The sequence below is a fragment of the Peribacillus sp. V2I11 genome, assembly GCF_030817135.1.
GTDB classification, from domain to species: Bacteria; Bacillota; Bacilli; order Bacillales; family DSM-1321; genus Peribacillus; species Peribacillus simplex.
The window spans coordinates 3,883,190-3,906,721 of record NZ_JAUSYW010000001.1 but is presented as its reverse complement, the minus strand read 5'-3'; the positions used below and the strand labels follow the sequence as shown (position 1 = coordinate 3,906,721).

At 40.9% G+C, this 23,532-nt stretch carries 25 protein-coding genes and 1 riboswitch; of the genes, 1 reads left to right on the top strand and 24 read right to left on the bottom strand.

Annotated features, from left to right (window positions below; translation table 11 throughout):
- Nucleotide 1: 1 nt before the first annotated feature.
- The 15 genes from QFZ73_RS19105 to QFZ73_RS19035 all read right to left on the bottom strand — a co-directional run bounded on the left by QFZ73_RS19105 (nucleotide 2) and on the right by QFZ73_RS19035 (nucleotide 12,192).
- The gene (locus tag QFZ73_RS19105; RefSeq protein ID WP_251437627.1) at nucleotides 2–613 is read right to left on the bottom strand and encodes an XTP/dITP diphosphatase; all 612 of its coding nucleotides are present in this window, start codon (nucleotides 611–613) and stop codon (nucleotides 2–4) included.
- Between the two features lie 49 nt (nucleotides 614–662).
- Nucleotides 663–794: a hypothetical protein gene (locus QFZ73_RS19100; RefSeq protein ID WP_285847443.1), complete on the bottom strand. Its 132-nt coding sequence runs from the start codon at nucleotides 792–794 to the stop codon at nucleotides 663–665.
- Between the two features lie 35 nt (nucleotides 795–829).
- The gene (locus QFZ73_RS19095; RefSeq protein WP_307269449.1) at nucleotides 830–1,951 is read right to left on the bottom strand and encodes a Ger(x)C family spore germination protein; all 1,122 of its coding nucleotides are present in this window, start codon (nucleotides 1,949–1,951) and stop codon (nucleotides 830–832) included.
- Nucleotides 1,948–3,423: a spore germination protein gene (locus tag QFZ73_RS19090; RefSeq protein ID WP_307269446.1), complete on the bottom strand. Its 1,476-nt coding sequence runs from the start codon at nucleotides 3,421–3,423 to the stop codon at nucleotides 1,948–1,950. Before QFZ73_RS19090 ends, QFZ73_RS19095 begins: the two co-directional genes overlap by 4 nt.
- Entirely contained in the window at nucleotides 3,420–4,502 is a 1,083-nt protein-coding gene (locus QFZ73_RS19085) for a GerAB/ArcD/ProY family transporter (RefSeq protein WP_307269444.1), read from the bottom strand. Before QFZ73_RS19085 ends, QFZ73_RS19090 begins: the two co-directional genes overlap by 4 nt.
- 212 nt (nucleotides 4,503–4,714) lie before the next feature.
- Entirely contained in the window at nucleotides 4,715–5,794 is a 1,080-nt protein-coding gene (locus QFZ73_RS19080; RefSeq protein WP_251437635.1) for a GerMN domain-containing protein, read from the bottom strand.
- A gap of 77 nt (nucleotides 5,795–5,871) precedes the next feature.
- On the bottom strand, nucleotides 5,872–6,033 hold the full coding sequence (locus QFZ73_RS19075; protein WP_251437636.1) for a dihydrofolate reductase family protein: 162 nt from the start codon (nucleotides 6,031–6,033) through the stop codon (nucleotides 5,872–5,874).
- Nucleotides 6,033–6,377 carry a dihydrofolate reductase family protein gene (locus tag QFZ73_RS19070; RefSeq protein ID WP_307269438.1) on the bottom strand — a complete coding sequence of 115 codons (345 nt, stop codon included), beginning with the start codon at nucleotides 6,375–6,377 and terminating at the stop codon, nucleotides 6,033–6,035. Before QFZ73_RS19070 ends, QFZ73_RS19075 begins: the two co-directional genes overlap by 1 nt.
- 39 nt (nucleotides 6,378–6,416) lie before the next feature.
- Entirely contained in the window at nucleotides 6,417–7,220 is an 804-nt protein-coding gene (gene racE, locus QFZ73_RS19065) for a glutamate racemase (protein ID WP_307269436.1), read from the bottom strand.
- 10 nt (nucleotides 7,221–7,230) lie between these two features.
- Nucleotides 7,231–7,674: a MarR family winged helix-turn-helix transcriptional regulator gene (locus tag QFZ73_RS19060; protein WP_251437639.1), complete on the bottom strand. Its 444-nt coding sequence runs from the start codon at nucleotides 7,672–7,674 to the stop codon at nucleotides 7,231–7,233.
- A gap of 222 nt (nucleotides 7,675–7,896) precedes the next feature.
- The gene (locus QFZ73_RS19055; RefSeq protein ID WP_028392149.1) at nucleotides 7,897–8,121 is read right to left on the bottom strand and encodes a helix-turn-helix domain-containing protein; all 225 of its coding nucleotides are present in this window, start codon (nucleotides 8,119–8,121) and stop codon (nucleotides 7,897–7,899) included.
- A 122-nt stretch (nucleotides 8,122–8,243) separates the two neighbouring features.
- Entirely contained in the window at nucleotides 8,244–8,708 is a 465-nt protein-coding gene (locus QFZ73_RS19050) for an acyl-CoA thioesterase (protein ID WP_251437640.1), read from the bottom strand.
- 262 nt (nucleotides 8,709–8,970) lie between these two features.
- Complete coding sequence (sdhB, locus tag QFZ73_RS19045) at nucleotides 8,971–9,744, bottom strand: succinate dehydrogenase iron-sulfur subunit (RefSeq protein ID WP_048689018.1); 774 nt, start codon at nucleotides 9,742–9,744, stop codon at nucleotides 8,971–8,973.
- Between the two features lie 17 nt (nucleotides 9,745–9,761).
- Complete coding sequence (sdhA, locus tag QFZ73_RS19040; protein WP_307272919.1) at nucleotides 9,762–11,513, bottom strand: succinate dehydrogenase flavoprotein subunit; 1,752 nt, start codon at nucleotides 11,511–11,513, stop codon at nucleotides 9,762–9,764.
- 70 nt (nucleotides 11,514–11,583) lie between these two features.
- Nucleotides 11,584–12,192, bottom strand: coding sequence for a succinate dehydrogenase cytochrome b558 subunit (locus QFZ73_RS19035; RefSeq protein ID WP_251429127.1), 609 nt, complete (start codon nucleotides 12,190–12,192; stop codon nucleotides 11,584–11,586).
- Between the two features lie 385 nt (nucleotides 12,193–12,577).
- Between QFZ73_RS19035 and QFZ73_RS19030 the strand changes: the two genes are divergently transcribed.
- Nucleotides 12,578–13,048 carry a YslB family protein gene (locus QFZ73_RS19030; protein ID WP_307269425.1) on the top strand — a complete coding sequence of 157 codons (471 nt, stop codon included), beginning with the start codon at nucleotides 12,578–12,580 and terminating at the stop codon, nucleotides 13,046–13,048.
- Nucleotides 13,049–13,111: 63 nt separating this feature from the next.
- Here the strand turns inward: QFZ73_RS19030 and QFZ73_RS19025 are convergent, their stop codons facing one another.
- The 9 genes from QFZ73_RS19025 to QFZ73_RS18985 all read right to left on the bottom strand — a co-directional run bounded on the left by QFZ73_RS19025 (nucleotide 13,112) and on the right by QFZ73_RS18985 (nucleotide 23,414).
- Nucleotides 13,112–14,344 (bottom strand): aspartate kinase, encoded by a 1,233-nt coding sequence (locus QFZ73_RS19025; RefSeq protein ID WP_251429134.1) that lies wholly within the window; start codon nucleotides 14,342–14,344, stop codon nucleotides 13,112–13,114.
- An 88-nt stretch (nucleotides 14,345–14,432) separates the two neighbouring features.
- A riboswitch (Lysine riboswitch) is annotated at nucleotides 14,433–14,609 on the bottom strand.
- Nucleotides 14,610–14,670: 61 nt separating this feature from the next.
- Nucleotides 14,671–16,443 carry an excinuclease ABC subunit UvrC gene (gene uvrC, locus QFZ73_RS19020; RefSeq protein ID WP_307269422.1) on the bottom strand — a complete coding sequence of 591 codons (1,773 nt, stop codon included), beginning with the start codon at nucleotides 16,441–16,443 and terminating at the stop codon, nucleotides 14,671–14,673.
- Between the two features lie 107 nt (nucleotides 16,444–16,550).
- Nucleotides 16,551–16,865, bottom strand: coding sequence for a thioredoxin (gene trxA, locus QFZ73_RS19015; RefSeq protein WP_034308995.1), 315 nt, complete (start codon nucleotides 16,863–16,865; stop codon nucleotides 16,551–16,553).
- A 206-nt stretch (nucleotides 16,866–17,071) separates the two neighbouring features.
- Nucleotides 17,072–18,049, bottom strand: a complete 978-nt coding sequence (locus tag QFZ73_RS19010; protein ID WP_098370029.1) for an electron transfer flavoprotein subunit alpha/FixB family protein — start codon at nucleotides 18,047–18,049, stop codon at nucleotides 17,072–17,074.
- A 69-nt stretch (nucleotides 18,050–18,118) separates the two neighbouring features.
- Nucleotides 18,119–18,892 carry an electron transfer flavoprotein subunit beta/FixA family protein gene (locus QFZ73_RS19005; RefSeq protein ID WP_063232775.1) on the bottom strand — a complete coding sequence of 258 codons (774 nt, stop codon included), beginning with the start codon at nucleotides 18,890–18,892 and terminating at the stop codon, nucleotides 18,119–18,121.
- Between the two features lie 122 nt (nucleotides 18,893–19,014).
- Nucleotides 19,015–19,788 carry an enoyl-CoA hydratase gene (locus tag QFZ73_RS19000; RefSeq protein WP_307269415.1) on the bottom strand — a complete coding sequence of 258 codons (774 nt, stop codon included), beginning with the start codon at nucleotides 19,786–19,788 and terminating at the stop codon, nucleotides 19,015–19,017.
- A gap of 125 nt (nucleotides 19,789–19,913) precedes the next feature.
- Nucleotides 19,914–20,501 (bottom strand): fatty acid metabolism transcriptional regulator FadR, encoded by a 588-nt coding sequence (locus tag QFZ73_RS18995; RefSeq protein WP_144480474.1) that lies wholly within the window; start codon nucleotides 20,499–20,501, stop codon nucleotides 19,914–19,916.
- Nucleotides 20,502–20,701: 200 nt separating this feature from the next.
- Entirely contained in the window at nucleotides 20,702–22,399 is a 1,698-nt protein-coding gene (locus QFZ73_RS18990; protein WP_251429143.1) for a long-chain-fatty-acid--CoA ligase, read from the bottom strand.
- A gap of 256 nt (nucleotides 22,400–22,655) precedes the next feature.
- Nucleotides 22,656–23,414, bottom strand: coding sequence for a GNAT family N-acetyltransferase (locus QFZ73_RS18985; protein ID WP_251429146.1), 759 nt, complete (start codon nucleotides 23,412–23,414; stop codon nucleotides 22,656–22,658).
- Between the last annotated feature and the right edge of the window lie 118 nt (nucleotides 23,415–23,532).

Sequence of the window (23,532 nt, the reverse complement as noted above, 5' to 3'; positions counted from 1 at the left end):
GTCACATTCCTTCTTCCCTTTTTAGAAATAGATCAAGTTTTTCATCCAGAGCCCTCAATGCGTTGGCACGGTGGCTGATTTTGTTTTTTTCCTCTTTTGTCAATTCGGCGTTTGTTTTGCCCTGTTCCTCAACAAAAAAGATGGGATCATAACCGAATCCATTCGTTCCTGAAGGCTGTTCTGTAATCAAGCCTTCCATCGTTCCCGATACCGTAATCGTTTCCTGGTTGGGTGACGCTAGTGCCAAGGCGCAATAAAATCTCGCCGTTCTATCCTCTTTTGGCACGCCTTCCAGTTCCCGGAGGACTTTTTCCGTGTTTGCTGCATCACTCTTGGACTCTCCAGCATAGCGTGCAGAATATACGCCTGGACGGCCCTCCAATGCATCTACAATCAATCCGGAATCATCAGCGATGACAAAGTGGCCTAACTGATGGGCAATGGCCTCTGCCTTCAGGATCGCATTTTCTTCAAACGTTGTGCCTGTTTCCTCAACATCCGGAGCATCCGGTACATCGAGAAGTGTTTTGACCTCATATCCTTTAGCAGAGAATAAGCTTTCGAACTCCTTAGCTTTCCCTTTATTTTTCGTTGCAATGATTACTGTCTTCATTTTTCATTTCACCCTTTTTTATTTTATCGGCATGAGAGCTCTTTTGGGGCTAAGAAAGAATTTGCTGTAATTCGTTATATGTAAAAGCCGCATCTTCTCCAGTGCCAAACAGACGAATCCAGCGCTGCCTTTCATGATCAACAACGGCCGCTGAATTTTCCATATAAGTTAAGTCTAACACAACCCACTCATCTGCAATAACCCGAAACTTGTAATCTAACGTTTGTAATTTTCACTCTGTTCAATATGGATATTAACTTTTATGTTATTTATTGAAGTCTTATCAAAGGAATCGATAATTTTATTATCCCACTTATTGACATGGTATCTGTATGCCTTTTCACTTATGTTAAAAAGGTCTGTATTGATTTTTTCCCCCGTCTCCAATGTCTTCAAAATATCTTCCTTAACTTTTATTTCTACCTTTTTTTCGATTTCTTCCATATCCAAGTTATCTATATTTTGTTTCAATATCCCATTTGCCCTAACCTCTAAATCATACAAAGGTTTCTTTTCTTGTTCCAAAACTATGATGTTTGTTTTGGGATTCATGATTTCAACACTTACCTTTTGTTTGTTCAGAGAAAAAAAGATCACTGTCGCCTTATTTTCAACCCATTTTAAACCGATCAATTCTTGTTTATTTACGAATCCTTTATACTGTTGTTTTGATAAAACATAGCCGCCATTCAACGTTGGTATCTTTTTTTCCTTCCCCTTCTCTGAGTAATGATGCTCATTTATGACCATAGAGGGAATTAAAATGGAACCAACCGGTTGATAGAATTCCGAAACCAGTTCACTGAATTTTAACGGGGAAATGATATAGTTCTCATTAATAACGGTTTCTGGCCTTTGAATGATCGTGAATAAGTTAGGAAGATTAAAGAAACTATCACTGTCAAACACCTTTTTAATATCCTCGTTTGTAACAAACAGCCATGAATTGTATCGCAATAAGGGCTCTTTCCCTACATATTCAATGAAATCCTTCATTTTCTTATTGATTACATTCTCACTTAAAATGAAGGAGTTAATATGCCCGGTATAAAGCGGTAATGCTGCATTTTGTTCTAATTCAGTATATGCTTCCTCGATACTTTCCCCTTTACCTTCCCCAATGACAACAGAAGATTTTTGTTGTAACGCAGCGGCCCCCTCTTGTTTTGCTATATCCGCAAAATTTAACGCTTGAAAGTATAAGACGAATTCACCCTCTTTATAATCGATCCCTAAAGCTGATCCATATGTTTGAGCTTGAATTTCCTTCATTCCCCAGCATCCTGTCGTCAGTAAAAGTTGACAGCCAATAACCATGACTGCAATTAGCTTTCTCATTTGTTCGACTCCTTTTGCGGTTCATTATCACTGGACTGTATAGCTTGATTCCGCTGCCTTAACATTCTATACGGAAGCTTAAATAAAACTTTTAACATATCCGATTTATTTGGTTTGGAAAGTGGATTCACAAAAGGCTGGCCGAAACTTTCCAAGGAAACCACAACAATCAAGATAAGGAATAATCCCATAAAGAATCCAAACAAGCCTAAAAATGCTGAACATGCAAATATGAATAACCTTATAAGAACGATATTCCCAGCAATATTCTGATTGATCAAGGTATAGCTCGAGAGAACTGTAACAGCTATTATTACGAGCATGGAGGGGGAAGTAAGCCCTGCCCGAATCGCTGCATCACCTATGATCAATCCACCCAACACAGAAACCGTAGGACCTACAGCTTTCGGCAGGCGAAGACCAGCCTCTTTAAATAGTTCAAACAATATGATCATCATGAATGCCTCCAAAGAAGCAGGTATGGGTAATCCCTGTCTAGTGATTGAAATCGTTGCAAGAAGCGAAAAGGGAATTTGATCGAATTGATAGGAAACTAACGCTATAAAAAAACCCGGTAACGTAACCGTTACGAATAAGGCGACTATACGAATGATGCGCATGAAACTAATGTAAAAAAAGCTTGCATGTGCGTCATCAGCAGAATACAGTAACTGATTAATGCTGGTTGGTGCGATTATGCATGTGGGATTCCCGTCTACCAGGATGGCAAAGCGCCCTTGATTCAAGGATTCAACAACATAGTCCGGCCGACCAATATAATCCATTAAGGGGAAGATGGAAAATTGATTATCATATAGGAGTTCTTCAACTTGGTAACTGCTGACTATGATATCAACCTTTAATGAATCCAATCGTTTTTTAATATCCGAAAGAATCGAGGGATTAATGATGTCATCTAGATAAAGTAGGAATATTTTAGTTTTACTTCTTTTCCCGATTGTATATTCTATACATTTAAGTGATGCCGTTTTTAACCTTTGGCGAATTAAAGACATATTATCCGATATATTCTCAACAAATCCATCTCTAGGTCCCCGAATGGAAGATTCTATATTGGATTCTTCCGGACTACGCTTAGGGGAATTAGCTAATGGGGTATAGTAAATTTCATTAGAAGATTCATTAATAATGATTAGGTCTCCTGAAAAAAGAATGCTTTCTACTCCCTCTTTTATATCGGAGCCCTTTTTAAGCGTACTGATCTCCATAATATTGCTTAATTGATCAATTGTTAATTCCCCATTTTCTTGAACCGCTTTTGATATTGTAGGCAGGATCACTTCATTGATAAATTGCATATCCACTAAGTTTGGCGCATATAAAAACCCCAACAAATAACGACCTTCATTATCAAAAGTTTTTGTTCTTAAAACAACATCAGAAGAATGTTCGAACCATTTTTGGATCTGGTCAATGCAAGAAGGAGTTCCATTCCATTTTCCCTTCTTCATAATGATTTACCTTTTCCTTTTCCCTTTTTTATAATAAGAAACAACAGTATAATTGCGGCACTTAAAAGAAACAGACTACTGATCGGAAAGAAATATTTGTATATAAAATAAAAAAATGAAGTAGCATCCCAATGGATTAGCGTCCCAAAAACAATTAAAAAATATAGGGAAAGCAGTATCCACTTCTGATGCTTTGAATTCGGGATTAATTTATATCCTATAAATAAACATAAACTTATTCGAATCAAGGCACCTGAAAGCCATTGGAAAATGGAAAGGAAATCGAGTCGAGTAATATAATAGCCAAACCTTAACAACTTCCACTGTTCATAAGCTGGATTCCTCATTTTCACTGCTTCCACAGAACCAAACTCTGCAATCGCTCCCATGAGGGGCCCTAACGTCAGCATGATTAAAATAATACCAACCAGTAAAAGCCACTTGGCTTTTAGCTTATTTTTCAGGTAAGGAGTCAAAAATAAAAAAACGATAATTTCTAAATATCCTGCACTCGTATACAGAATTCCATTTAGAGTATTGAGATAACCGCTTTCAAATATCGGGAACAATAATTCGTAATTCTTATTACTCGTATTCCCCAGCCCCACAAATATCCCGAAAAAAGTGACGAACGGAAGAAACAGGAGAGCCAAAGTACTTATGGTGCGTATTCCTTTATAAGTTGCAAAAATACAAATAAAAGTGAATAGGCTGACGACAACGATGTTTGGTATGTCATGAGTATAATTAGCTTTTGCCCAAATCACAGTAAATTTGACTGTAATGAAGGCGTTAATTATAAAGTACAATCCAAATGCTATAGTGAAAATATATGTAACAAAGGGTGTAGACCATCTTTTTAGAAAAGCGATTATATCTTCTTTATCTAGTTTTTTATAAATATAAAAAATAAATAGAGTCCAAACGATACAGGGAACAACACTTATTATGACACTTAACCATGCGTCGCGTTGAGATGCGGTTAAGATATTGGGAAGGAGAAGGACATGTACCATGAATCCAGTATTCATAATGATTAAAACATAGATGTGTAAAGCCTGAATTACCTTTTGATCCATAATATCCCCCCATTAATTACATTATTAAAAGTAATTTCCCCTTTTAAAAATTTATTTATGTAAACTTTCTCACGATACGAGAAATTGATTGGCGGGGGTATTAATTTTCACAGCAGCGTGGTAATTCATTAGGTTTTTGATTCATTGTATGGTGGAGGTAAAAAAATAAGAGGCAGCTGCAGGCTGCCTCATTGTGCTTTTTCTAAATATATTTAAAAACTACCTGTGTTGACCTTCTCTGGTCGGACCACTGGTTCGGATAATTTCTTACCTTCTTCATTAAGAACATCGGCGCTGCCCTGCACTTGTACTTCAACGCTTTCAATTCCTTTCTGTTCCGTTAAAGAAAGGACCAAGGCATCAAGGACTTCCTGTGACACTTTTTTCTCTTTAAAGCTTCCAAGGATATTTTCGTTAAAATTGAGGCTGACCTTACCTTCTGCCACTTTAGGCTCGTCAAGTAAAGCTACATCACTCATGAACCCTGTTTGCAGGTTAGAACCCGAAGGACTCTTCGTTAATTCCTGAATGGCTGCCGTTACATTATCAGACACCGTTTCGCTGATCCTGCGCGTCACCGGAACATAATAGGTGTACTCCTCGTCACCGCCTACATAATAAACCGTCAGTGCTTTGGTATTGGAAATGTCGACCACGTCACTCGTATCGATATTGATTCCTGACGACCTTGAGATATTCTCATCTATCGGTGTGCCATTGACCGGCATTTCGGAAATATCTTCCCCATTAATTCTCATTTGGATTTTATCGACCGAGTCGAATTGTGTCAGGGTCCATGTAATGGCTTGAAGGATTTTAAGTTCATCCTCTTTCTGATAGTTTTTGAACTCCGGCGAAAAGTCCGCCACAGCCACTCCATCTTTGATGTTCACGCTTATTTGGGTATCGGCAGGAATGACGGCCCTGAACCCATTTGGAAGTTTATCCGTGACTGGCCCATTATCGACAAGGTAATCAAGGGCCTGTTTTGCGACAGCTTCCGATTTAGGAAGTTCCATTGTCTGTGGAACCACATACCCGCTTTTATCAATTAAATATAACTCCGTCTTCACTGTTTTCGATTCAACAGCGCCTTCTTCTCCATCAGTCGCTGGCTTTTCTTCACCATTCGTTTCTGTTTCTTTTAATGAAGATTCATCCTCGACTAATGATACATCCTTTGGTGGATCTATTTCCTTTTTCTCTTCACCGCCAAATAATCCGCAGCCTGAAAGCCAAAAAGAAGATGCCAGAATGGTCACAACCATTGTTACTTTTGATTTATTGGACATAAAATCACTCCTAGGACAGTTTGTACTCCTATTTATACGAGCCCTAGGAGAAAATAGACCAATTATTTTTCTCTCCGTTAATGGAGCTGGGCAATTTGCCCGTACTGCTGCATCTTTGTCAGCCTCATTCGGATTTCGGGAATTCCTGACCGGAACAACCGAATCCCATCCCCCAGTATAATCGGAATGATGGACAGGATCATTTCATCCACCTGCGTTTCCCTCATGAAATCACTCACTAATTCTGCACCCCGGCAAGCCAGATCCTTGAATCTCCTGTCAGCCTTCCGATGAAATCACCCACATCTTCGTTCACAAACTCCACATATTCTTCTTTCCCTTTCGCACTTATTGAAAAGACATGGCAGGCTTTATATTGATAGGGAAATTCTTCTTCCAAAGTATGAATCTTTTGATATGTCTTATTCCCCATAATCACCGTATCGATACTATTATGGAAATCGCCGTACCACCCATTGTCCCCTTCCCCCTCTGTCCCCCCAGGACAATCTATGCTTCCATCTTCTCTAGCGATAGATACATCCAGGCTTGTAGCTATATACATAGCAATATGCTCTTTCATTTTTTGCCCTCCTAAAAAAAAGACTTCCAAATGGAAGCCTTATAAATGATCAATTTTAATTGTTTCGATTGTATTGACATGTATACCGAGCCAGCTCGACGCGATGGAACCAAACATATCTCTTGAACCGGTTGTATAAAAGCGATGAACTGGACGGAGCTTGCTTTTATTGATTAACTTATAGTAATCCAAAATGACACTTGCCTCACGTGCCGTCTCTTCCCCAGAGGAGATGACTTGTACTTCATCCCCCATATAGGAAGAGATTACAGGCCCCAGAAGTGGATAATGGGTACAGCCCAGGATCAATGTATCGATCTTCGTTTGCTTCAATGGGTTCAAGGTTTGTGCCACGACCCTATTGACGATACCCCCTTGAAACTCCCCGCTTTCAACGATAGGGACAAATTTCGGGCATGCTAAACTATCTACTTTCACATCGGAATTGATGGAGGCAAGTGCATCGTCATAAGCTTTGCTTTTTACCGTGCCTTCCGTACCAATAACGCCAATATGCAAGGAATCAGAAACTTTCAATGCCGCCCTTGCCCCTGGATGAATGACACCCAACACAGGAATCGGAAGTGTTGCCCTGATTTCATCCAGTACAGCTGCAGTCGCTGTATTGCAAGCGATGATCAGCATTTTTATTTCCTTCTTCATCAAAAACCTCGTCATTTGCCATGTGAAGGTTTGAACATCCTTTTTGGTCCTCGGCCCATAAGGGCATCTTGCTGTATCACCTAAGTAAATTATATTTTCATTTGGAAGCTGACGCATGACTTCTTTAGCTACTGTCAAGCCGCCTACCCCTGAATCAATGATGCCTATCGGTTGTTTCAAAAAACTCGCCTCATTTTTCTTTCATTTCTTGATGTAGTTTTGCTAGAATCCCTCTGAGGGACATGATGTCAGATTCGTTAAAATTGACTAACACACCATTCAAGTACTGCTGCCGTTTATTAATCACTTCTTCGATTATCCGTTCACCTTCTTCAAGAAGGTGAATTCGAACCACACGCCGGTCCTTTTCATCCCTGACCCGCTGAACAAGCTGATGTTTCTCCATGCGGTCAATCAGATCCGTCGTTGTACTGAAGGCGAGAAACATCTTCGTGGACAATTCGCCAATCGTCATGTCGCCCGATTCAAAAAGCCATTGCAAAGCCACGAATTGAGGAATGGTAATTTTATAATCATGGAGAATTTCTCTTCCCCTTTGCTTAAGCCATGTCGATACATAGCGCAATTCCTTCTCGATATCGGCTACATATGCCGTCTGCCTCTCTTCATCCATACACACAGCTCCCCACTTCATGAAACTTATCATACTACCATTTTGGATGAAAGTGAAATGATTTTCAAGATTGATTGTCTGGAATCATATTGAAACCCCCCTCATAAAAATAAGCAGCATCCAAAGAAGTCAAAACAACCAAATTGTTTTGCCCTTCCTTATATGCTGCCAATGAACGGGAGAGAAATTATTTATAAGGCTTACGTATTAAGAGTTAACACATTAAAGCTTAAGTTCTCCCATACGAAGGAGTTCTATGACTGCCTGCGAACGTCCTTTAACTCCAAGCTTCTGCATCGCATTCGAAATATGGTTTCGAACTGTTTTTTCGCTAATAAACAATTCACCTGCGATTTCTTTTGTTGTTTTGTCTTGTACTAGTAACTCAAATACTTCTTTTTCTCTTTTGGTGAGTAGTGGCTTATGAGTGAATTCGTTCTCCTTCAAGTAATGTTACCCTCCTTGCCTTCACCAGCATAAAACCCGGAGTGGGTGTCTATTTAGTCAAGATATAGTATGTCGGCTGGGGCAATGGAGTGACTCTTTTACTTGTCTAAATGGAAATATTTTCAGGTATGTTCCAGCTCAGCATGCCACATCGATCGCTTCATCTCTTCCGTCCAAGGTATCGGCTTTCCGGTGGCCTTGGAGACTTGTACAATCGTCCCCCTGCCCGTTAAACAAAGTGAACCATCTTGTTTGGTCCCCATATAATGTATGTCCACTGAAGAATTCCCGATATGATCAGCTTTCACATGGATCGTCAATCGATCATTGAAAAACACCTGCTTCAGGTAATCACACTGTAAATTGGCAACAACCGGCATCTCACCGCATTCAGCCGAGGTCCAATCCTTCATAAACCCCATACTGTTGAAATACTCAATCCGAGCTTCCTCAAAATAAGTAAAAGGAATCGTGTTATTCAAGTGCCCAAACATATCAGTTTCCGAAAAGCGGACCTTAATCTCCTGTTTAAATGAAAAATCATTGATCCACTCCGTTATATTATCGATATATGATATTCTGCCCAACTTGTGCACACCCTTTCTGAATTGAATGACTATTCACTCATTTTATAAGAAAACAACGATAATGAAAAGTATTTTCTATTGGAAGCAGATAAATTTGCTTATTGCTCACTTTATCAATCCAATCCACCAGCCTTTCCGGGTGCCGCAAGTCATTTACACTTCGCTCCTAGTTATCATGGATTCCCAACCAAGTCTGCGTATGTAAAACAATGTAAAAAAAAAGAACCCATATCATAAGATACAGGTTCTTTCATGTTCATTATTAAACTTCGTCGCTGCCGAAGAAATTACGGAATTGTTGGATCGTAGTATCACGGTTCAACGCTGCAATCGAAGTCGTTAATGGAATGCCTTTAGGGCAAGACTGCACACAGTTTTGTGAGTTACCGCAGTTTGCAAGTCCTCCATCACCCATGATTGTATTTAAACGTTCAGCTTTGTTCATTGCACCCGTTGGATGTGCGTTGAATAAACGAACTTGTGATAATGGCTGTGGCCCCATGAAGTCTGAATTGCTGTTTACGTTCGGACATGCTTCCAAACAAACACCGCAAGTCATACATTTAGATAACTCGTAAGCCCATTGACGTTTCTTTTCTGGCATACGCGGTCCTGGTCCAAGATTGTACGTTCCATCGATTGGAATCCAAGCTTTTACCTTTTTCAATGAGTCGAACATACGGCTGCGATCGACTTGTAGGTCACGAACAACAGGGAATGTACGCATTGGAGCTAGACGAACCGGCTGCTCCAATTGATCGATAAGAGCTGTACATGATTGTCTTGGTTTACCATTGATAACCATAGAACACGCACCACATACCTCTTCAAGGCAGTTCATGTCCCATGCGATTGCTGTAGTGTGCTTGCCTTGTACAGTTACTGGATTACGACGAATTTCCATTAGAGCGGAAATTACGTTCATATTCGGACGGTACGCTAATTCGAATTCCTCATCATAAGGAGCTGAATCCGGTGTATCTTGACGAGTGATTATAAAACGGACTGTTTTAGTCTCAGATTTAGTTTCAACCATTTTTTTGCTCCCCCTCTTTAGTGTTTCGTAGTGTAGTCACGTTTACGCGGTGCGATCAGTGATACATCAATTTCTTCATAATGGAATTCAGGTGCTTGATCCATGCCTTTGAATGTTGCCATAGTAGTTTTCATGAATTCCTCATCATTACGTTCCGGGAAATCAGGTTTGTAATGCGCTCCGCGGCTTTCGTCACGGTTTAACGCACCAATTGTGATTACACGAGCCAATTGCATCATGTTTTGCAGCTGTCTAGTGAATGCTGCTCCTTGGTTACTCCATTTTGCCGTGTCATTGATGTTAATTTTCTTGTAACGTTCCATCAGCTCAAGAATCTTGTTATCCGTTTCTTTCAGCTTGTCATTGTAACGGACTACAGTAACATGCTGTGTCATCCACTCACCAAGTTCTTTGTGAAGGACGTACGCATTTTCGTTACCATCAAGAGACATGACTTCATTCCATTTTTCCTGTTCTTGTTTCTCGTACCCTTCAAACAATGAAGATGGAATGGATTCTGAAGTTTTATCAAGGCCTTCAATATATTTAACGGCATTCGGTCCAGCTACTGAACCACCATAGATTGCAGAAAGAAGTGAGTTCGCACCAAGTCGGTTACCGCCATGTTGAGAGTAGTCACACTCACCTGCAGCGAATAAACCTTTGATGTTAGTCATTTGGTCATAATCCACCCAAAGTCCGCCCATAGAATAGTGAACGGCAGGGAAAATTTTCATTGGAACTTTACGAGGATCTTCACCCATGAATTTCTCGTAGATTTCAATGATTCCACCAAGTTTTATATCAAGTAATTTAGGATCTTTATGTGATAGATCCAGGTAAACCATGTTTTCTCCATTAATGCCAAGCTTCATGTTCATGCATACGTCGAAAATTTCACGAGTCGCGATATCACGAGGTACTAGATTACCATAAGCAGGGTATTTTTCTTCAAGGAAATACCAAGGTTTTCCGTCTTTATATGTCCAGATACGTCCACCTTCACCACGAGCGGATTCACTCATTAGACGAAGTTTGTCATCTCCAGGGATTGCTGTAGGATGAATTTGAATGAACTCACCATTTGCATAATTTACACCTTGTTGATAAACGATGGAAGCTGCTGATCCTGTATTGATCATTGAGTTGGTCGATTTACCGAAAATGATTCCAGGGCCGCCGCTCGCCATGATGACTGCGTCGCCAGGGAATGATTTGATTTCCATTGAAGTCAGGTTTTGAGCTACGATGCCGCGTGCTGTTTGCTCATCATCGATAACAGCTCCAAGGAATTCCCAGCCTTCATATTTCGTTACAAGGCCTTCAACTTCATAACGGCGAACCTGCTCGTCCAATGCGTAAAGTAATTGCTGACCAGTTGTTGCACCAGCGAATGCTGTACGGCTATGTTGAGTACCACCGAAACGACGGAAATCAAGAAGACCTTCCGGAGTACGGTTGAACATAACACCCATACGGTCAAACATGTGGATGATCGATGGTGCGGCTTCGCACATCGCTTTAACCGGCGGTTGGTTAGCCAAGAAATCTCCGCCATAAACTGTATCGTCGAAGTGGATGTATGGAGAATCCCCTTCACCTTTTGTATTTACTGCCCCATTGATTCCGCCTTGGGCGCAAACTGAGTGAGAGCGTTTAACAGGCACCAAAGAAAATAAATCAACCTGTTGTCCCAGCTCTGCTGCTTTGATCGTAGCCATTAATCCAGCTAGACCTCCACCAACGATAACTATTTTACCTTTACCCAATTCTGTCACTCCCTTATTTCCATTAGCCAAGCTATGTTTTTCCTAATACTTATAAATGAACTCTATCTTCTTATACGAAAGCGAAAATTGCGCTAATTCCGATATAAGAAAGAAGAACGAAAACGATCAATGTAAAGTAAGTCATGATTCTTTGCGATCTTGGTGAAACTGTCAGACCCCAGCTCACTGCAAATGACCATAATCCATTAGCAAAGTGGAAAATTGCTGAGATAATACCAACAATATAAAACGCAACCATAAATGGACTAGAGAAAATTTCCGCCATCATATCGAAATCAACTGTTGCCCCTAGAGCTGCTTGAACTCTTGTCTCCCAAATATGCCAAACAAGGAAAATCAACGTTATGATTCCAGTTACACGTTGAAGCATGAACATCCAGTTACGGAAGAATCCAAATCTCCCTAAATTGTTTTTTGCTGTAAAGGCAATATAAATTCCGTACACAGCATGGAAAAGGATTGGTAGATAGATGACGACCCATTCAACCAAAATCTTTACGGGCGTAAACTCAATTAAATGAACTGCCCCATTAAAAGTCTCTTCTCCTTTTGTTGCCATAAAGTTTACCGATAAATGAAAAATTAGGAATAGACCAATTGGAATTACTCCTAGAAGTGAATGAAGCCTGCGATTCCCAAACTCACGATTTTTTGCCACTAAGTGCCCCCCCTTAATTTGTGAAAAATCATGCAAAGATAAACTGGTGGCTACCTTTTATCTCCGCGTGAAAATACAGTATAGAGTCAAAAAAACTCCTCTATACTTCCTTTACAATTATGTGACATGTCCATTTTACTCCTGACTTCTATGTGCGTCAAGAAAACGGATACAAGAAATCTCTTTTTCAGAATAGATTTTTTTTGGATTAAATTGTCTATTTTTTATATGTCAAGTTGATATTTTGGAGAAATTACTAATTAATCTATTAATATCCCGATATAATTTCTCATTTTTTTCCAATTGGTATTTAAATAAATAAAAAACAGTATAATTTGCAAAAGAAAAACGTTTATAATAGATTTACAGAAAGAGGCGATAAACTATGAAAAAAAATATTGCTGCTGCGATAGAAGAAGAGATTCAAGCTGAAGAAATTCAAACTGAAGAATTCCAAGTTCCAGCTTTCGGATACGAATTAATCAGAGAAGTTCTATTGAACGATATTCTCGGAAAAGACTCTAATCAAATCCTCTATTGGGCAGGTAAACAATTAGCAAGAAAATTCCCATTGAAAGGCGATCAGGAAGTGATTGAATTTTTCCAGAGCGCTGGATGGGGCAATCTGGAAATCACGAAGTATACGAAACACGTGATGGAATTATCCCTGACGGGCGAAATAATCAGCCGCCGCCTGGATTTACACCCTGATTGTCACTTCCAACTTGAAGCCGGTTTCCTTGCCGAGCAGTTTACACTGCAAAAAAAATTCCTCAGCGAATCAACGGAAGAAATCAAACGCCGCGTAAAAAAAGTGATATTCACCATCCAATGGGATCCCAGAGATCCAATCTAATGAGCCCTTAAAACAGACTTACCCTTTTTACCGGAAGTCTGTTTTTTATTGGACTCCTTACACTTAAGCTAGCACTTTTGCATGCTGACCAAGTTTAAATGCTTCATGAAGAGATTCAACCGCCTTCACCATTTCCTTTTCATTGACGACAGTCGAAACTTTAATTTCCGATGTGCTGACCATTTTCACCTGGATGCCTGTATTGGCCATCACTTCAAACATCTCGGCAGCCACTCCTGGATTGGATACCATACCAGAACCGACGATCGACACTTTGGCCAGCCCGCTCTCCGTTTCGACTCGATCGAATCCCAATTGTTCTTTATTATTTTCCAGCACGATCAAGGCCGCTTCCGTATCTTCACTTTTTGTGGAAAAAGATAGATTGGTCGTATCCTCGGCAGTCATGCTTTGAATGATGATGTCCACATTAATCCGGTTTTTCGCAAGTGTCGTGAAAATTGTGGATAAGGCACCAAGTGATTGGGGCAAACCATATATTGTTACCCTCGTAATACTGTCTTCAAAAGCAATGCCGCGTACAATTAAGTTTTCTTCCATAGTTGCTTCCTCCTCAATGATCGTTCCTGATTCTCTCTCCATGCTTGAACGGACTTCAAGCGGAATTTGATAATTTTTTGCATATTCGACAGCCCTTGGATGAAGGACGCCCGCCCCCAGGTTGGCAAGTTCCAGCATTTCATCGTAAGAAATGGATTGGAGTTTTCGCGCGCCTTTTATGTAGCGTGGGTCCGTTGTGAAAACACCCGTTACATCCGTATATATATCGCATCTATCCGCATTCAGCGCTGCAGCGATGGCAACCGCCGTCGTATCGGAACCACCTCGCCCTAAGGTAGTGATTTCCCCATTTACATCGTTCCCCTGGAAACCGGCAACGACCACTATTTTCTTCTCCTGAAGCTGAGCTTGGATCCTTGAAGCATCGATGTTTAAAATCCGGGCATTCCCATGAACGGATTCCGTTTGCATGCCAGCCTGCCAGCCAGTATATGAAATGGCTTCATGTCCTTCTTCAATCAATGCCATCGTCAACAGGGAAATCGTTACCTGTTCCCCAGTAGTCAATAGCATATCCATTTCCCTCTTGCTCGGGGTTCCGGAAATATCCCGGGCCATGGAAACCAATTGGTCCGTTGTTTTCCCCATAGCTGAAACAACGACGACTACCTCATTTCCATTCTCCGCTTCCTCGATTACCCGATTGGCAACATTTTTGATTTTTTCTACGCTACCGACGGATGTTCCGCCAAATTTTTGAACGATTAATGCCATCCTCATGCACCCTCTCTAGTTTTTAGGCAATAAAAAAAGCAATGAGAAATATCTCATTGCTGTGATCACATATCTAATACTGTAAACACAGTGAGATAGCTCTCCAGGGTATAAACCCTGACAATCCGCCATTTATTAAATGTCGGACCAGGAAAACAAGGTATGAGTCTTGTCTTCCTTCGGCGTCATCCCCTTTCAAAACCTTTCATGGAAGCTCATACTTCTCCAGGTTTTTACTCTTGAATTCCGCACCTCTATCAGCACTTTTAAGTTGTCTAATTAAAAATTCCTTTTAATCATAGCATAGAGATTTATCGGTAGCAAGATTATTCTTGTAATTTTCTAACGATTCCCTCGGCTACCCCTTTTGGCATGCCAGCTTCCATGATTTCCTCGGCCGTTGCCTCTTTGATTTTCTTCAATGATCCAAAATGCCTTAATAATTGCTTCCTTCGTTTTTCCCCGACTCCTGGAATATCATCAAGCTGGGAGTGAACCGCATTTTTCCCGCGCAGCTGGCGATGAAACGTAATCGCGAACCGATGCACCTCATCCTGAATTCTTTGCAATAGGTAAAATTCCTGGCTCCGTGAATCAAGAGGTACGAGTTCAAGAGGATTTCCGATCATCAATTGCGATGTCCTATGCTTTTCATCCTTAATAAGGCCTGAAAGTGGTATATCAAGGCCCAATTCATTTTCCAAAATATCCCGAACGGCTTCCACATGTCCCTTTCCGCCATCAATGATGATTAAGTCCGGAAGCGGCAGTCCTTCTTTCAATACTCGTGAATACCTTCTTCTGACCACTTCACGCATCGATTCATAATCATCAGGCCCCTGAACCGTCTTGATCTTATATTTGCGGTACTCCCTTTTTTCCGGCTTCCCATCAATGAACACGACTAAAGCGGAAACAGGGTCACTTCCCTGGATATTGGAGTTATCGAAAGCTTCAATTCGATGCGGGGTGTAGATACCCAGTTGGTTCCCGAGGTTTTCCACCGCATTGATCGTTCTTTCTTCATCCCTTTCAATCAAAGAGAATTTTTCCTGAAGGGCGATGGAGGCATTTTTATTCGCCAATTTAAGCATGTCTTTTTTCGCTCCCCGTTTGGGGTGAATCGTTTTGACACCAAGCAGTCCTTCGGCCATTTCGGCATCCACTGACTCTGGCAGCAAGATTTCCTTTGGTTTAAAGTGGTTCGTAATCTCGTAAAACTGACCGAGGAATGTAAGAAGTTCCTGTTCGGGTTCATCGTAGACCGGAAAAAGTGAAACATCCCTTTCTATTAATTTACCCTGCCGGACAAAAAATACCTGAACGCACATCCAGCCTTTATCATAGGCAAAGCCAAATACATCCCTGTCGATGAAATCGGTCGTCATCATTTTCTGCTTCTCCATCGTAATATCGATGTGGGCAATCTTGTCACGGAACTCCTTCGCCCTCTCGAAATCGAGATTTTCTGATGCCTCTAGCATTTTTTCAGTCAGTTCTTTTTTTATTTCAGTATGCCCGCCGTTCAAGAACCGGTTGATATCATCCACCATTTTTTTATATTCCTGTTCTTCCACTTCATATACACATGGGGCCAGGCACTGGCCAAGGTGATAGTATAGGCAAACGCGATCCGGTAAAGTATTGCATTTTCTTAGGGGATAGATGCGGTCGAGCAATTTTTTCGTTTCGTTTGCTGCAAAAGCATTCGGATAAGGACCGAAATATTTCCCTTTGTCTTTTTTGACTTTTCGCGTAATGATAAGACGTGGGTGGCGTTCCGCAGTCAGCTTGATGAAAGGATACGTCTTATCATCCTTTAGCATGACATTATATTTTGGATCATGTTTTTTGATTAAGTTCAACTCTAAAATAAGAGCCTCGATATTGGAAGAGGTGACGATGTATTCGAAATCCTCAATCTCATTCACGAGCCGAAATGTTTTTCCATCATGTGATCCCGTAAAATAAGAACGGACACGATTTTTCAACACCTTCGCTTTGCCTACATATATGATCGTTCCCTGACGATCTTTCATTAAATAACATCCAGGCTGATCGGGAAGAAGGGCAAGTTTATTCTTTATTTGTTGATTCATGCATTCCGCCTCCTGTTCTCCCATTTTTACAATCATTATATATCAAGATAGCGAAAAAAGCTTCAAGTCCGCAGACTTGAAGCTTTTTTTAGCTATCTTACTATTTATTACGCGTGTTTTGCAATAAGTTCAGCAAGTGCTTCTTTAGGTTGGAAGCCTACAACCTTGTCAACCACTTCACCGTCTTTAAGGACGATTAATGTCGGGATGCTCATCACACCGAATTTTCCAGCTGTTTCTTGGTTTTCATCCACATCCACTTTTACGATTTTTGCTGTATCGCCAATTTCAGTATCAAGCTCTTGAAGAACAGGAGCGATCATTTTACAAGGTCCACACCATGGAGCCCAAAAATCTACAAGAACGACACCTTCGCTAGTATCTGTTGTGAAAGTTTGGTCAGTTGCATTTACAATAGCCATATATAATTCCTCCTCAAATTTACTCAAATAACTAAAGACAGTATACCATTGTTGTTAGAATCGATGCTAATATTTTGCTTCAGTGGTAGGATGTCCAAAAAAAGAGTAAATATGCAGGCCAAAACCCTTGCCTATTAGCCAAATAAAGGGGCAAGACATGTATCGGCTTATGCCGCATGTCTTGCCCCTCATCTGTATTATTTCTCTTACGCGTTAACTTTAAGTTTTTTGAATTCTTCCGTAAGTAATGGAACGACTTCGAAAAGATCTCCGACTATTCCATAATCAGCCACATTGAATATGTTAGCTTCCGGGTCTTTGTTGATGGCAACGATGACCTTGGAGTTGGACATCCCCGCTAAATGCTGGATAGCACCGGAAATTCCGCAGGCGATATAAAGGTCAGGCGTTACGACTTTACCCGTTTGCCCGATTTGCAATGAGTAATCGCAATAGTCCGCATCACATGCTCCGCGGGAAGCCCCTACCGCACCGCCAAGAACTTGTGCCAGTTCCTTTAATGGTTCAAAACCATCTTCACTTTTCACGCCGCGGCCACCCGCGATGATTACTTTCGCTTCTGAAAGGTCGACCCCTTCACTAGCTTTTCTAACAACATCTTTAATGATTGTGCGTAAATCCTTAATATCCACACTTAATGTAGAAACATCACCAGAGCGGGACTCATCTTTAGCTAATGGTTCGATATTGTTCGGACGGATTGTCGCGAATATCACGCCATCTGTAACAATTTTCTTTTCAAATGCTTTACCGGAATATATCGGACGGGTGAAAACGATGTTTCCGCCTTCTTCTTCAATGGATGTAACGTCTGAGATCAAACCTGATTCAAGCTTTCCAGCCAATTTAGGTGCAAGGTCTTTTCCTAGGGCCGTATGTCCAAAGAAAATCCCTTCTGGCTTTTCCTGCTCGATGACGGCAAGCAAGCTTTGCGCATATCCATCTGAAGTATATTGTTTCAATTGATCATTTTCGACTGCAACAACCCGGTCTGCGCCATACTGGATCAATTCATTTCCAAAATTTTGAACACTGTCACCAACTAAAACACCTACGATTTCCCCGCCATCTGCAGCAAGTTTAGCCGCACCGATAGCTTCAAATGATACATTTCTTAGTGAACCGTCACGAACTTCGCCCAATACAAGAAACTTTCTAGCCATTTATAAAAACCTCCTGTGCTCTATTTTTCTTTTTGTCGTGTGTTGTTGTTTTGAAAAGTACCGTTTCGATTAAATCACTTTTGCTTCACTGCGTAATAATTGAACAAGTTCGCTAACTTGATCACCGATTTCGCCGTCCAATACTTTCCCAGCTTCTTTTTTAGCAGGAAGGTATATTTCAATCGTTTTTGTTTTCGCCTCAACATCTTCTTCTTCCAGATCCAGGTCATCCAATTCCAATTCTTCAAGCGGTTTTTTCTTCGCTTTCATGATTCCTGGCAATGAAGGATAACGTGGCTCATTTAGCCCTTGTTGAGCTGTCACCAACAATGGAAGGGATGCTTCGATCGTTTCAGAGTCCCCTTCGACATCACGGATAACGCTTACATTTCCATTTGCGATGTCCAGTTTAGTAATGGTTGTAATATAAGGAATTTCTAAAATTTCGGCAACGCGTGGTCCCACTTGACCAGAACCGCCATCGATTGCAACGTTCCCGGCAATGATTAAATCGGCATTTTTACCTTTTAAGTATTCGCCTATAATTTTGGCAGTCGTGAATTGGTCGCCATTTTCTATGTCGTCTTCTATATTTATCAATACGGCCTTGTCAGCACCCATTGCCAGCGCTGTGCGTAATTGCTTTTCAGCCTCTTCGGTTCCGACAGAAATAACCGTTACTTCGCCGCCTTGTGCATCACGCACCTGGATTGCTTCTTCAACTGCATACTCATCGTATGGATTAATGATGAATTCTGCTCCATCCTCATTAATTTTCCCGTTGGATAGTGTAATTTTTTCTTCTGTATCAAATGTCCTTTTCAGCAGTACATAAATGTTCACGATAATACCTCCCGAATGATTTGAGTTTTGAAGATTATGAATTTTATTGATATATAGTATTGTTCTTCATGTTTCATCAAAATCCTGCATGATATATAAAAATAGTTATTTATACCGAATCATCATTTCCCTTTGAATACAGCTTCCCTTTTTTCAATGAAAGCGGCGATTCCTTCTTGTGCATCAGCGGTATCGAAAGCTTGGCCAAAGAGGGCGGCTTCCCTTTCCACACCTTTATGGTAGGAATCATGCTTGGTATAATTTAATAACTCAATGGCCGACTTTAAAGCCAGTGGGCTTTTCTTGGCAATTTTATTGGCTAGTTCCTTCGCTTTAGGAATCAGTTCTTCATCCGTGAAGGCATGATTCGCCAATCCGCATTGCACAGCTTGGGTTCCTGAAATCGGTTCACTTGTAAACAGCATTTCAGCTGCCATTGCCATGCCCACATAACGAGGAAGACGTTGGGTCCCAGCAAATCCAGGGATTAAGCCCAACTGCAGCTCAGGCAAACCCAGTTTAGCCCTTTCGGTCACCAAACGGATGTGACAGGCCATAGCCAGCTCCAATCCCCCACCAAGCGCCGCTCCATGGATGGCTGCAATGACCGGTTTTGGAAAAGATTCGATTTTCTCAAATACAGATTGCCCATTCTTGGTCAGCTTCTCGAAAGCTTTCCCGTTTTTCACTTCTGTAAATTCTTTAATGTCTGCTCCTGCAGAGAAGAATCTTCCTTCACCATGAAGAAGGACAACCCGTACGGCTTCGTCTTTCTCAATTTGATCGAAGGTCTGTGACAGCTCTCCGATGATAGCTGAAGAAAGCGCATTTGCAGGTGCATGATCAATCGTTATAAAAGCCACATGATTTTCGACAGAAAGCTTAAGGTATTCCATATCAATCCCTCCAGGCATGCTAGTCAAACTTTTTTGAAAATTCAATATGTATCACTTCCCGATAAAGCTGGAAGCAGGATTAACCGATTCTTTCGAGGATGGCTAGCCATCCTCTATTTAAATCGTTAACTTTTCAAGCCACAGCCGCCAATTAGAAGGCGGTGAACGTCTGGTGCAAGGTCCGGGAGCGAGTATTTTTGCTCATTCATGACCCAAGTCGTCACTGTTTCGTCAATCGTTCCGAAAATCATCTGCCTGGTAAGTAAATTATTTAAATCAGGCAGGAATTCGCCGTTCTCTTTTCCTTCTATAATGATCTGGTCGATTAAATTTAAATATCCTCTTAACACATCATTAATTCTTAGGCGCAATTCTTTATTCGACTGTCTTAATTCCAACTGGGTGACAATTGCTAAATTCACGTCTTCTGAAAGGTTTTGAAAATGTTTTTGGATAAGCACATGCAGTTTATCCGAAGCAGTTGTCTTTCCTTTTAGTTCTTCTTCGATCTGTTCCACAAAATAGCCCATCTTTTCATGGAATAATGATATTAAGATATCTTCTTTATTTTTAAAATAAAGATATATGGTGCCATCCGCTACGCCTGCCTGCTTGGCGATTTTGGATACTTGGGCTTGATAGTAACCGTTTTGGGCAATGACGATAACGGCCGCATCAATGATTTGATTATACTTTGGTCTGTTGCTTTTCACTGGATGTCCCCTTTCAGAATATGAATGAACCATCATTCATATTTCTATCATAAAATGACGCCCCTTTACTGTCAAGCAAAAACTTCAAAGAGTCCTGACATTCCACTTGTGTTCATTGTACAGCCCCCATCCATAAGTTGTCCAGTCGTCCTGCAAAACACGGAGCTCTCTTCCGCTGCTCCGTTAAAGGGGGGGCTTGTTTAAGCTTCTTTTCTTTCCTCGGATATTTTTTTCTTTTCTTCCTCGATAAGGACTCTTCTCAGGATCTTTCCTATCGTCGTTTTAGGAAGTTCATCCCTGAATTCATAGCTGCGCGGCACCTTATAGGAAGCCAGGTTCTTTCTGGCAAATTCATTCAATTCCTCTTCAGTGGCCCTGGCATTTTTTTTCAGTACGACATAGGCCTTGACGGTCTCACCCCGATAAGGGTCAGGGATACCTGCCACAACTACTTCCTGTATGGCCTCATGCTCGTATAGCACCTCTTCCACCTCACGTGGATATATATTGAAACCGCCTGCAATGATTGTATCCTTTTTCCTCTCGACCACATAAAAGAACCCCTGCTCATCCATGTAACCCAGATCTCCTGTAAGCAGCCAGCCATTTTTAAAGGTTTTTTCCGTTTCATCCGGACGGTTCCAATATCCTTGCATTACCTGTGGTCCTTTTATGGCAATTTCACCTATTTCATTCGGAGGAAGCTCTTCAAAGTTTTCCAGGGAAAGAATCACCGAGTCAGTGTCTGGCCAAGGCAGTCCAATGCTTCCTTTTATACGCGGCTGATCCCAAATGAAATTAGCATGGGTCACCGGTGAGGTTTCAGAAAGTCCATAGCCTTCAACAAGCTTCCCTCCGGTAATTTTCTCAAACTGCTCCTGGACCTCTAAGGGCAATGATGCAGAACCGCTTATACAGGCATTGATGGAAGAAAGGTCATATTTAGCGATATCCGGATGGTTCAAGAGGCCGATATACATCGTTGGCGCTCCTGGAAACATGGTCGGTTTCTGTTTTTGGATGGTTTTAAGCGTTGCTTCGACATCAAACTTTGGCATGATGATCATGGTATTCCCTTCCATGACGGAAAGGACCAAGACCGTAGTCAAACCGTACACATGGAAGAAAGGCAGAATCGCAAGGATCCTTTCTTCACCGCGCTTATTTTTATAAAGCCATGCATTGCACATTTTCGTATTAGCCAGCAAGTTCTTATGGGTAAGCATGACCCCTTTGGGAAAGCCTGTTGTCCCACCTGTATATTGCAAAAGTGCAAGGTCATTATCCACATCGACCGGCACCGTGACTACTTCAGTGACCCTTCGTTTCATGATTTCGGAAAATAAATGATGATTGCCTGCATGCTCCACATTGATGACAATGCCGTATTGCTTTTTTTGAATAAAAGGATAGATAAGGTTTTTCGGGAATGGCAAATATTCCTTGATAGCGGTTACAATTATATGTTCTATATCCGTTCTTGATGCGACTGCAGTGACACGGGGAAATAAAATATCCATCGCTAAAATTATTTTCGCTCCGGAATCTTTCATTTGATATTCTAATTCACGTTCAGTATAGGTTGGATTCGTTTGAACCACGACTCCGCCGGCCATCAATATCCCAAAAAAGCTTATTACACCTTGAGGGCAATTAGGAAGCATGACGGCAACGCGTTCACCTTTTTGAAGACCGATACTTTTTAAATAGGCTGCAAACTTTAAAGCAGATTCATGCACTTCCCGGAAAGATAATTCTTTTCCCTGGAAATGAATCGATACTTTATCAGGGAATTCTTCAGCTGATTCCTTCAAAAAAGAATAAAGAGGTTTATCTTCATACGACAATACAGCGGGTATCTGTTCCGGGTAAATAGCTTGCCATGGCTTATTGCTCATTTGCCCCCTCCTTCTGAATATTCTCAATACTCTTTATCATTATAATACAATCGGGATTTTCTTACAATTGCCGAATTTCAGAGTATAAAGACCTTATGATGAGAAGCAGGAGTGTCGCAAATTTCTTCAATCTAGAGCGGGTTTCATTCGTATAATCAAGTAAACACATAATGGATAATCAAGTTTTGGTTTTATAATCACGGTTCAGGGGAGAGCATTCCGAACCTCCTTTTGTCGTCTACTGAAAGGAGTGGTTCTACTCCTTAGTTTTAATTCTATACCAATATTTATATTTTTCTTCAAACCCCATTTTCCCGTACAAGTTTAGAGCAGGCGCGTTCGTTTCTATCACCTGAAGATAAGCATTTTTTGCCCCATTTTCTTTACCCCAATGCAATAGATTACGAATGAGTATTGCACCATTGCCTTGGTTTCGAAAGTTTTCATGGGTAATGATATTGTACAGGCCTATGTATTCGTCTTCCAAAACACCCAGTCCGCCTGCTGTCACGGTTCCCCCCTCATCAGTCAACAACATGAAGCATGTTTTTGGAATGATATTCCCTAACATCTTTTTCAGGATGGTTTGATCATGATCATTACTATTACTTAGTAGGCAAAAATCGTGAAACCAGTCATCATTTAAATGATCATACTTTATGACATTGGTTTCATTCGGTGATTCTGTTTCTGCCAAATTCAATACTTGGACACTTGTTGTTCCTTCAAGGACATACCCGGACTCTTCCAGTACACTATCCAAGTTGATAGGCTTTGCCTGTGGAGTCATTTTGTACACTGCCTTATCATTCCTTGCAAAATATAATTGTTCGCAATTCAATATTTTCTTTTTCACATTTTCATTCGATGAATAGATGGGGGTGATAGAATTCGCCCGTTTCGTATATCCATCCGCAAATCGGATTACCCATCCGTCATAGATTTGCGTTTGCATGGCCGGTAAAGCATTCAGCGATAATTCTTCAATCTTTTGTATCAATTTGGAGTGATCCATATTCCTCCTCCTTTTCCGAAAGGTCTATTTGACCATTACTATTATACAGGCCACCTCCCACTCTTTTAATAGAAACCAAATAAAAGAAGCGGCATGATGGCCGCTTCTCTCAAGTGAA

Excerpts from the sequence above, each read along its gene's own strand:
- QFZ73_RS19090 (WP_307269446.1), bottom strand. The coding sequence starts at position 3,423 with ATGAAGAAGGGAAAATGGAATGGAACTCCTTCTTGCATTGACCAGATC.
- QFZ73_RS18990 (WP_251429143.1), bottom strand. The coding sequence starts at position 22,399 with ATGAGCAATAAGCCATGGCAAGCTATTTACCCGGAACAGATACCCGCT.
- QFZ73_RS18985 (WP_251429146.1), bottom strand. The coding sequence starts at position 23,414 with ATGGATCACTCCAAATTGATACAAAAGATTGAAGAATTATCGCTGAAT.
- QFZ73_RS19095 (WP_307269449.1), bottom strand. The coding sequence starts at position 1,951 with ATGAGAAAGCTAATTGCAGTCATGGTTATTGGCTGTCAACTTTTACTG.
- sdhB (WP_048689018.1), bottom strand. The coding sequence starts at position 9,744 with ATGGTTGAAACTAAATCTGAGACTAAAACAGTCCGTTTTATAATCACT.
- QFZ73_RS19105 (WP_251437627.1), bottom strand. The coding sequence starts at position 613 with ATGAAGACAGTAATCATTGCAACGAAAAATAAAGGGAAAGCTAAGGAG.
- QFZ73_RS19085 (WP_307269444.1), bottom strand. The coding sequence starts at position 4,502 with ATGGATCAAAAGGTAATTCAGGCTTTACACATCTATGTTTTAATCATT.
- QFZ73_RS19010 (WP_098370029.1), bottom strand. The coding sequence starts at position 18,049 with ATGGCTAGAAAGTTTCTTGTATTGGGCGAAGTTCGTGACGGTTCACTA.
- QFZ73_RS19080 (WP_251437635.1), bottom strand. The coding sequence starts at position 5,794 with ATGTCCAATAAATCAAAAGTAACAATGGTTGTGACCATTCTGGCATCT.
- trxA (WP_034308995.1), bottom strand. The coding sequence starts at position 16,865 with ATGGCTATTGTAAATGCAACTGACCAAACTTTCACAACAGATACTAGC.
- QFZ73_RS19030 (WP_307269425.1), top strand. The coding sequence starts at position 12,578 with ATGAAAAAAAATATTGCTGCTGCGATAGAAGAAGAGATTCAAGCTGAA.
- QFZ73_RS19060 (WP_251437639.1), bottom strand. The coding sequence starts at position 7,674 with ATGGATGAAGAGAGGCAGACGGCATATGTAGCCGATATCGAGAAGGAA.
- QFZ73_RS19025 (WP_251429134.1), bottom strand. The coding sequence starts at position 14,344 with ATGGCATTAATCGTTCAAAAATTTGGCGGAACATCCGTCGGTAGCGTA.
- QFZ73_RS19070 (WP_307269438.1), bottom strand. The coding sequence starts at position 6,377 with ATGAAAGAGCATATTGCTATGTATATAGCTACAAGCCTGGATGTATCT.
- QFZ73_RS19000 (WP_307269415.1), bottom strand. The coding sequence starts at position 19,788 with ATGGAATACCTTAAGCTTTCTGTCGAAAATCATGTGGCTTTTATAACG.
- uvrC (WP_307269422.1), bottom strand. The coding sequence starts at position 16,443 with ATGAATCAACAAATAAAGAATAAACTTGCCCTTCTTCCCGATCAGCCT.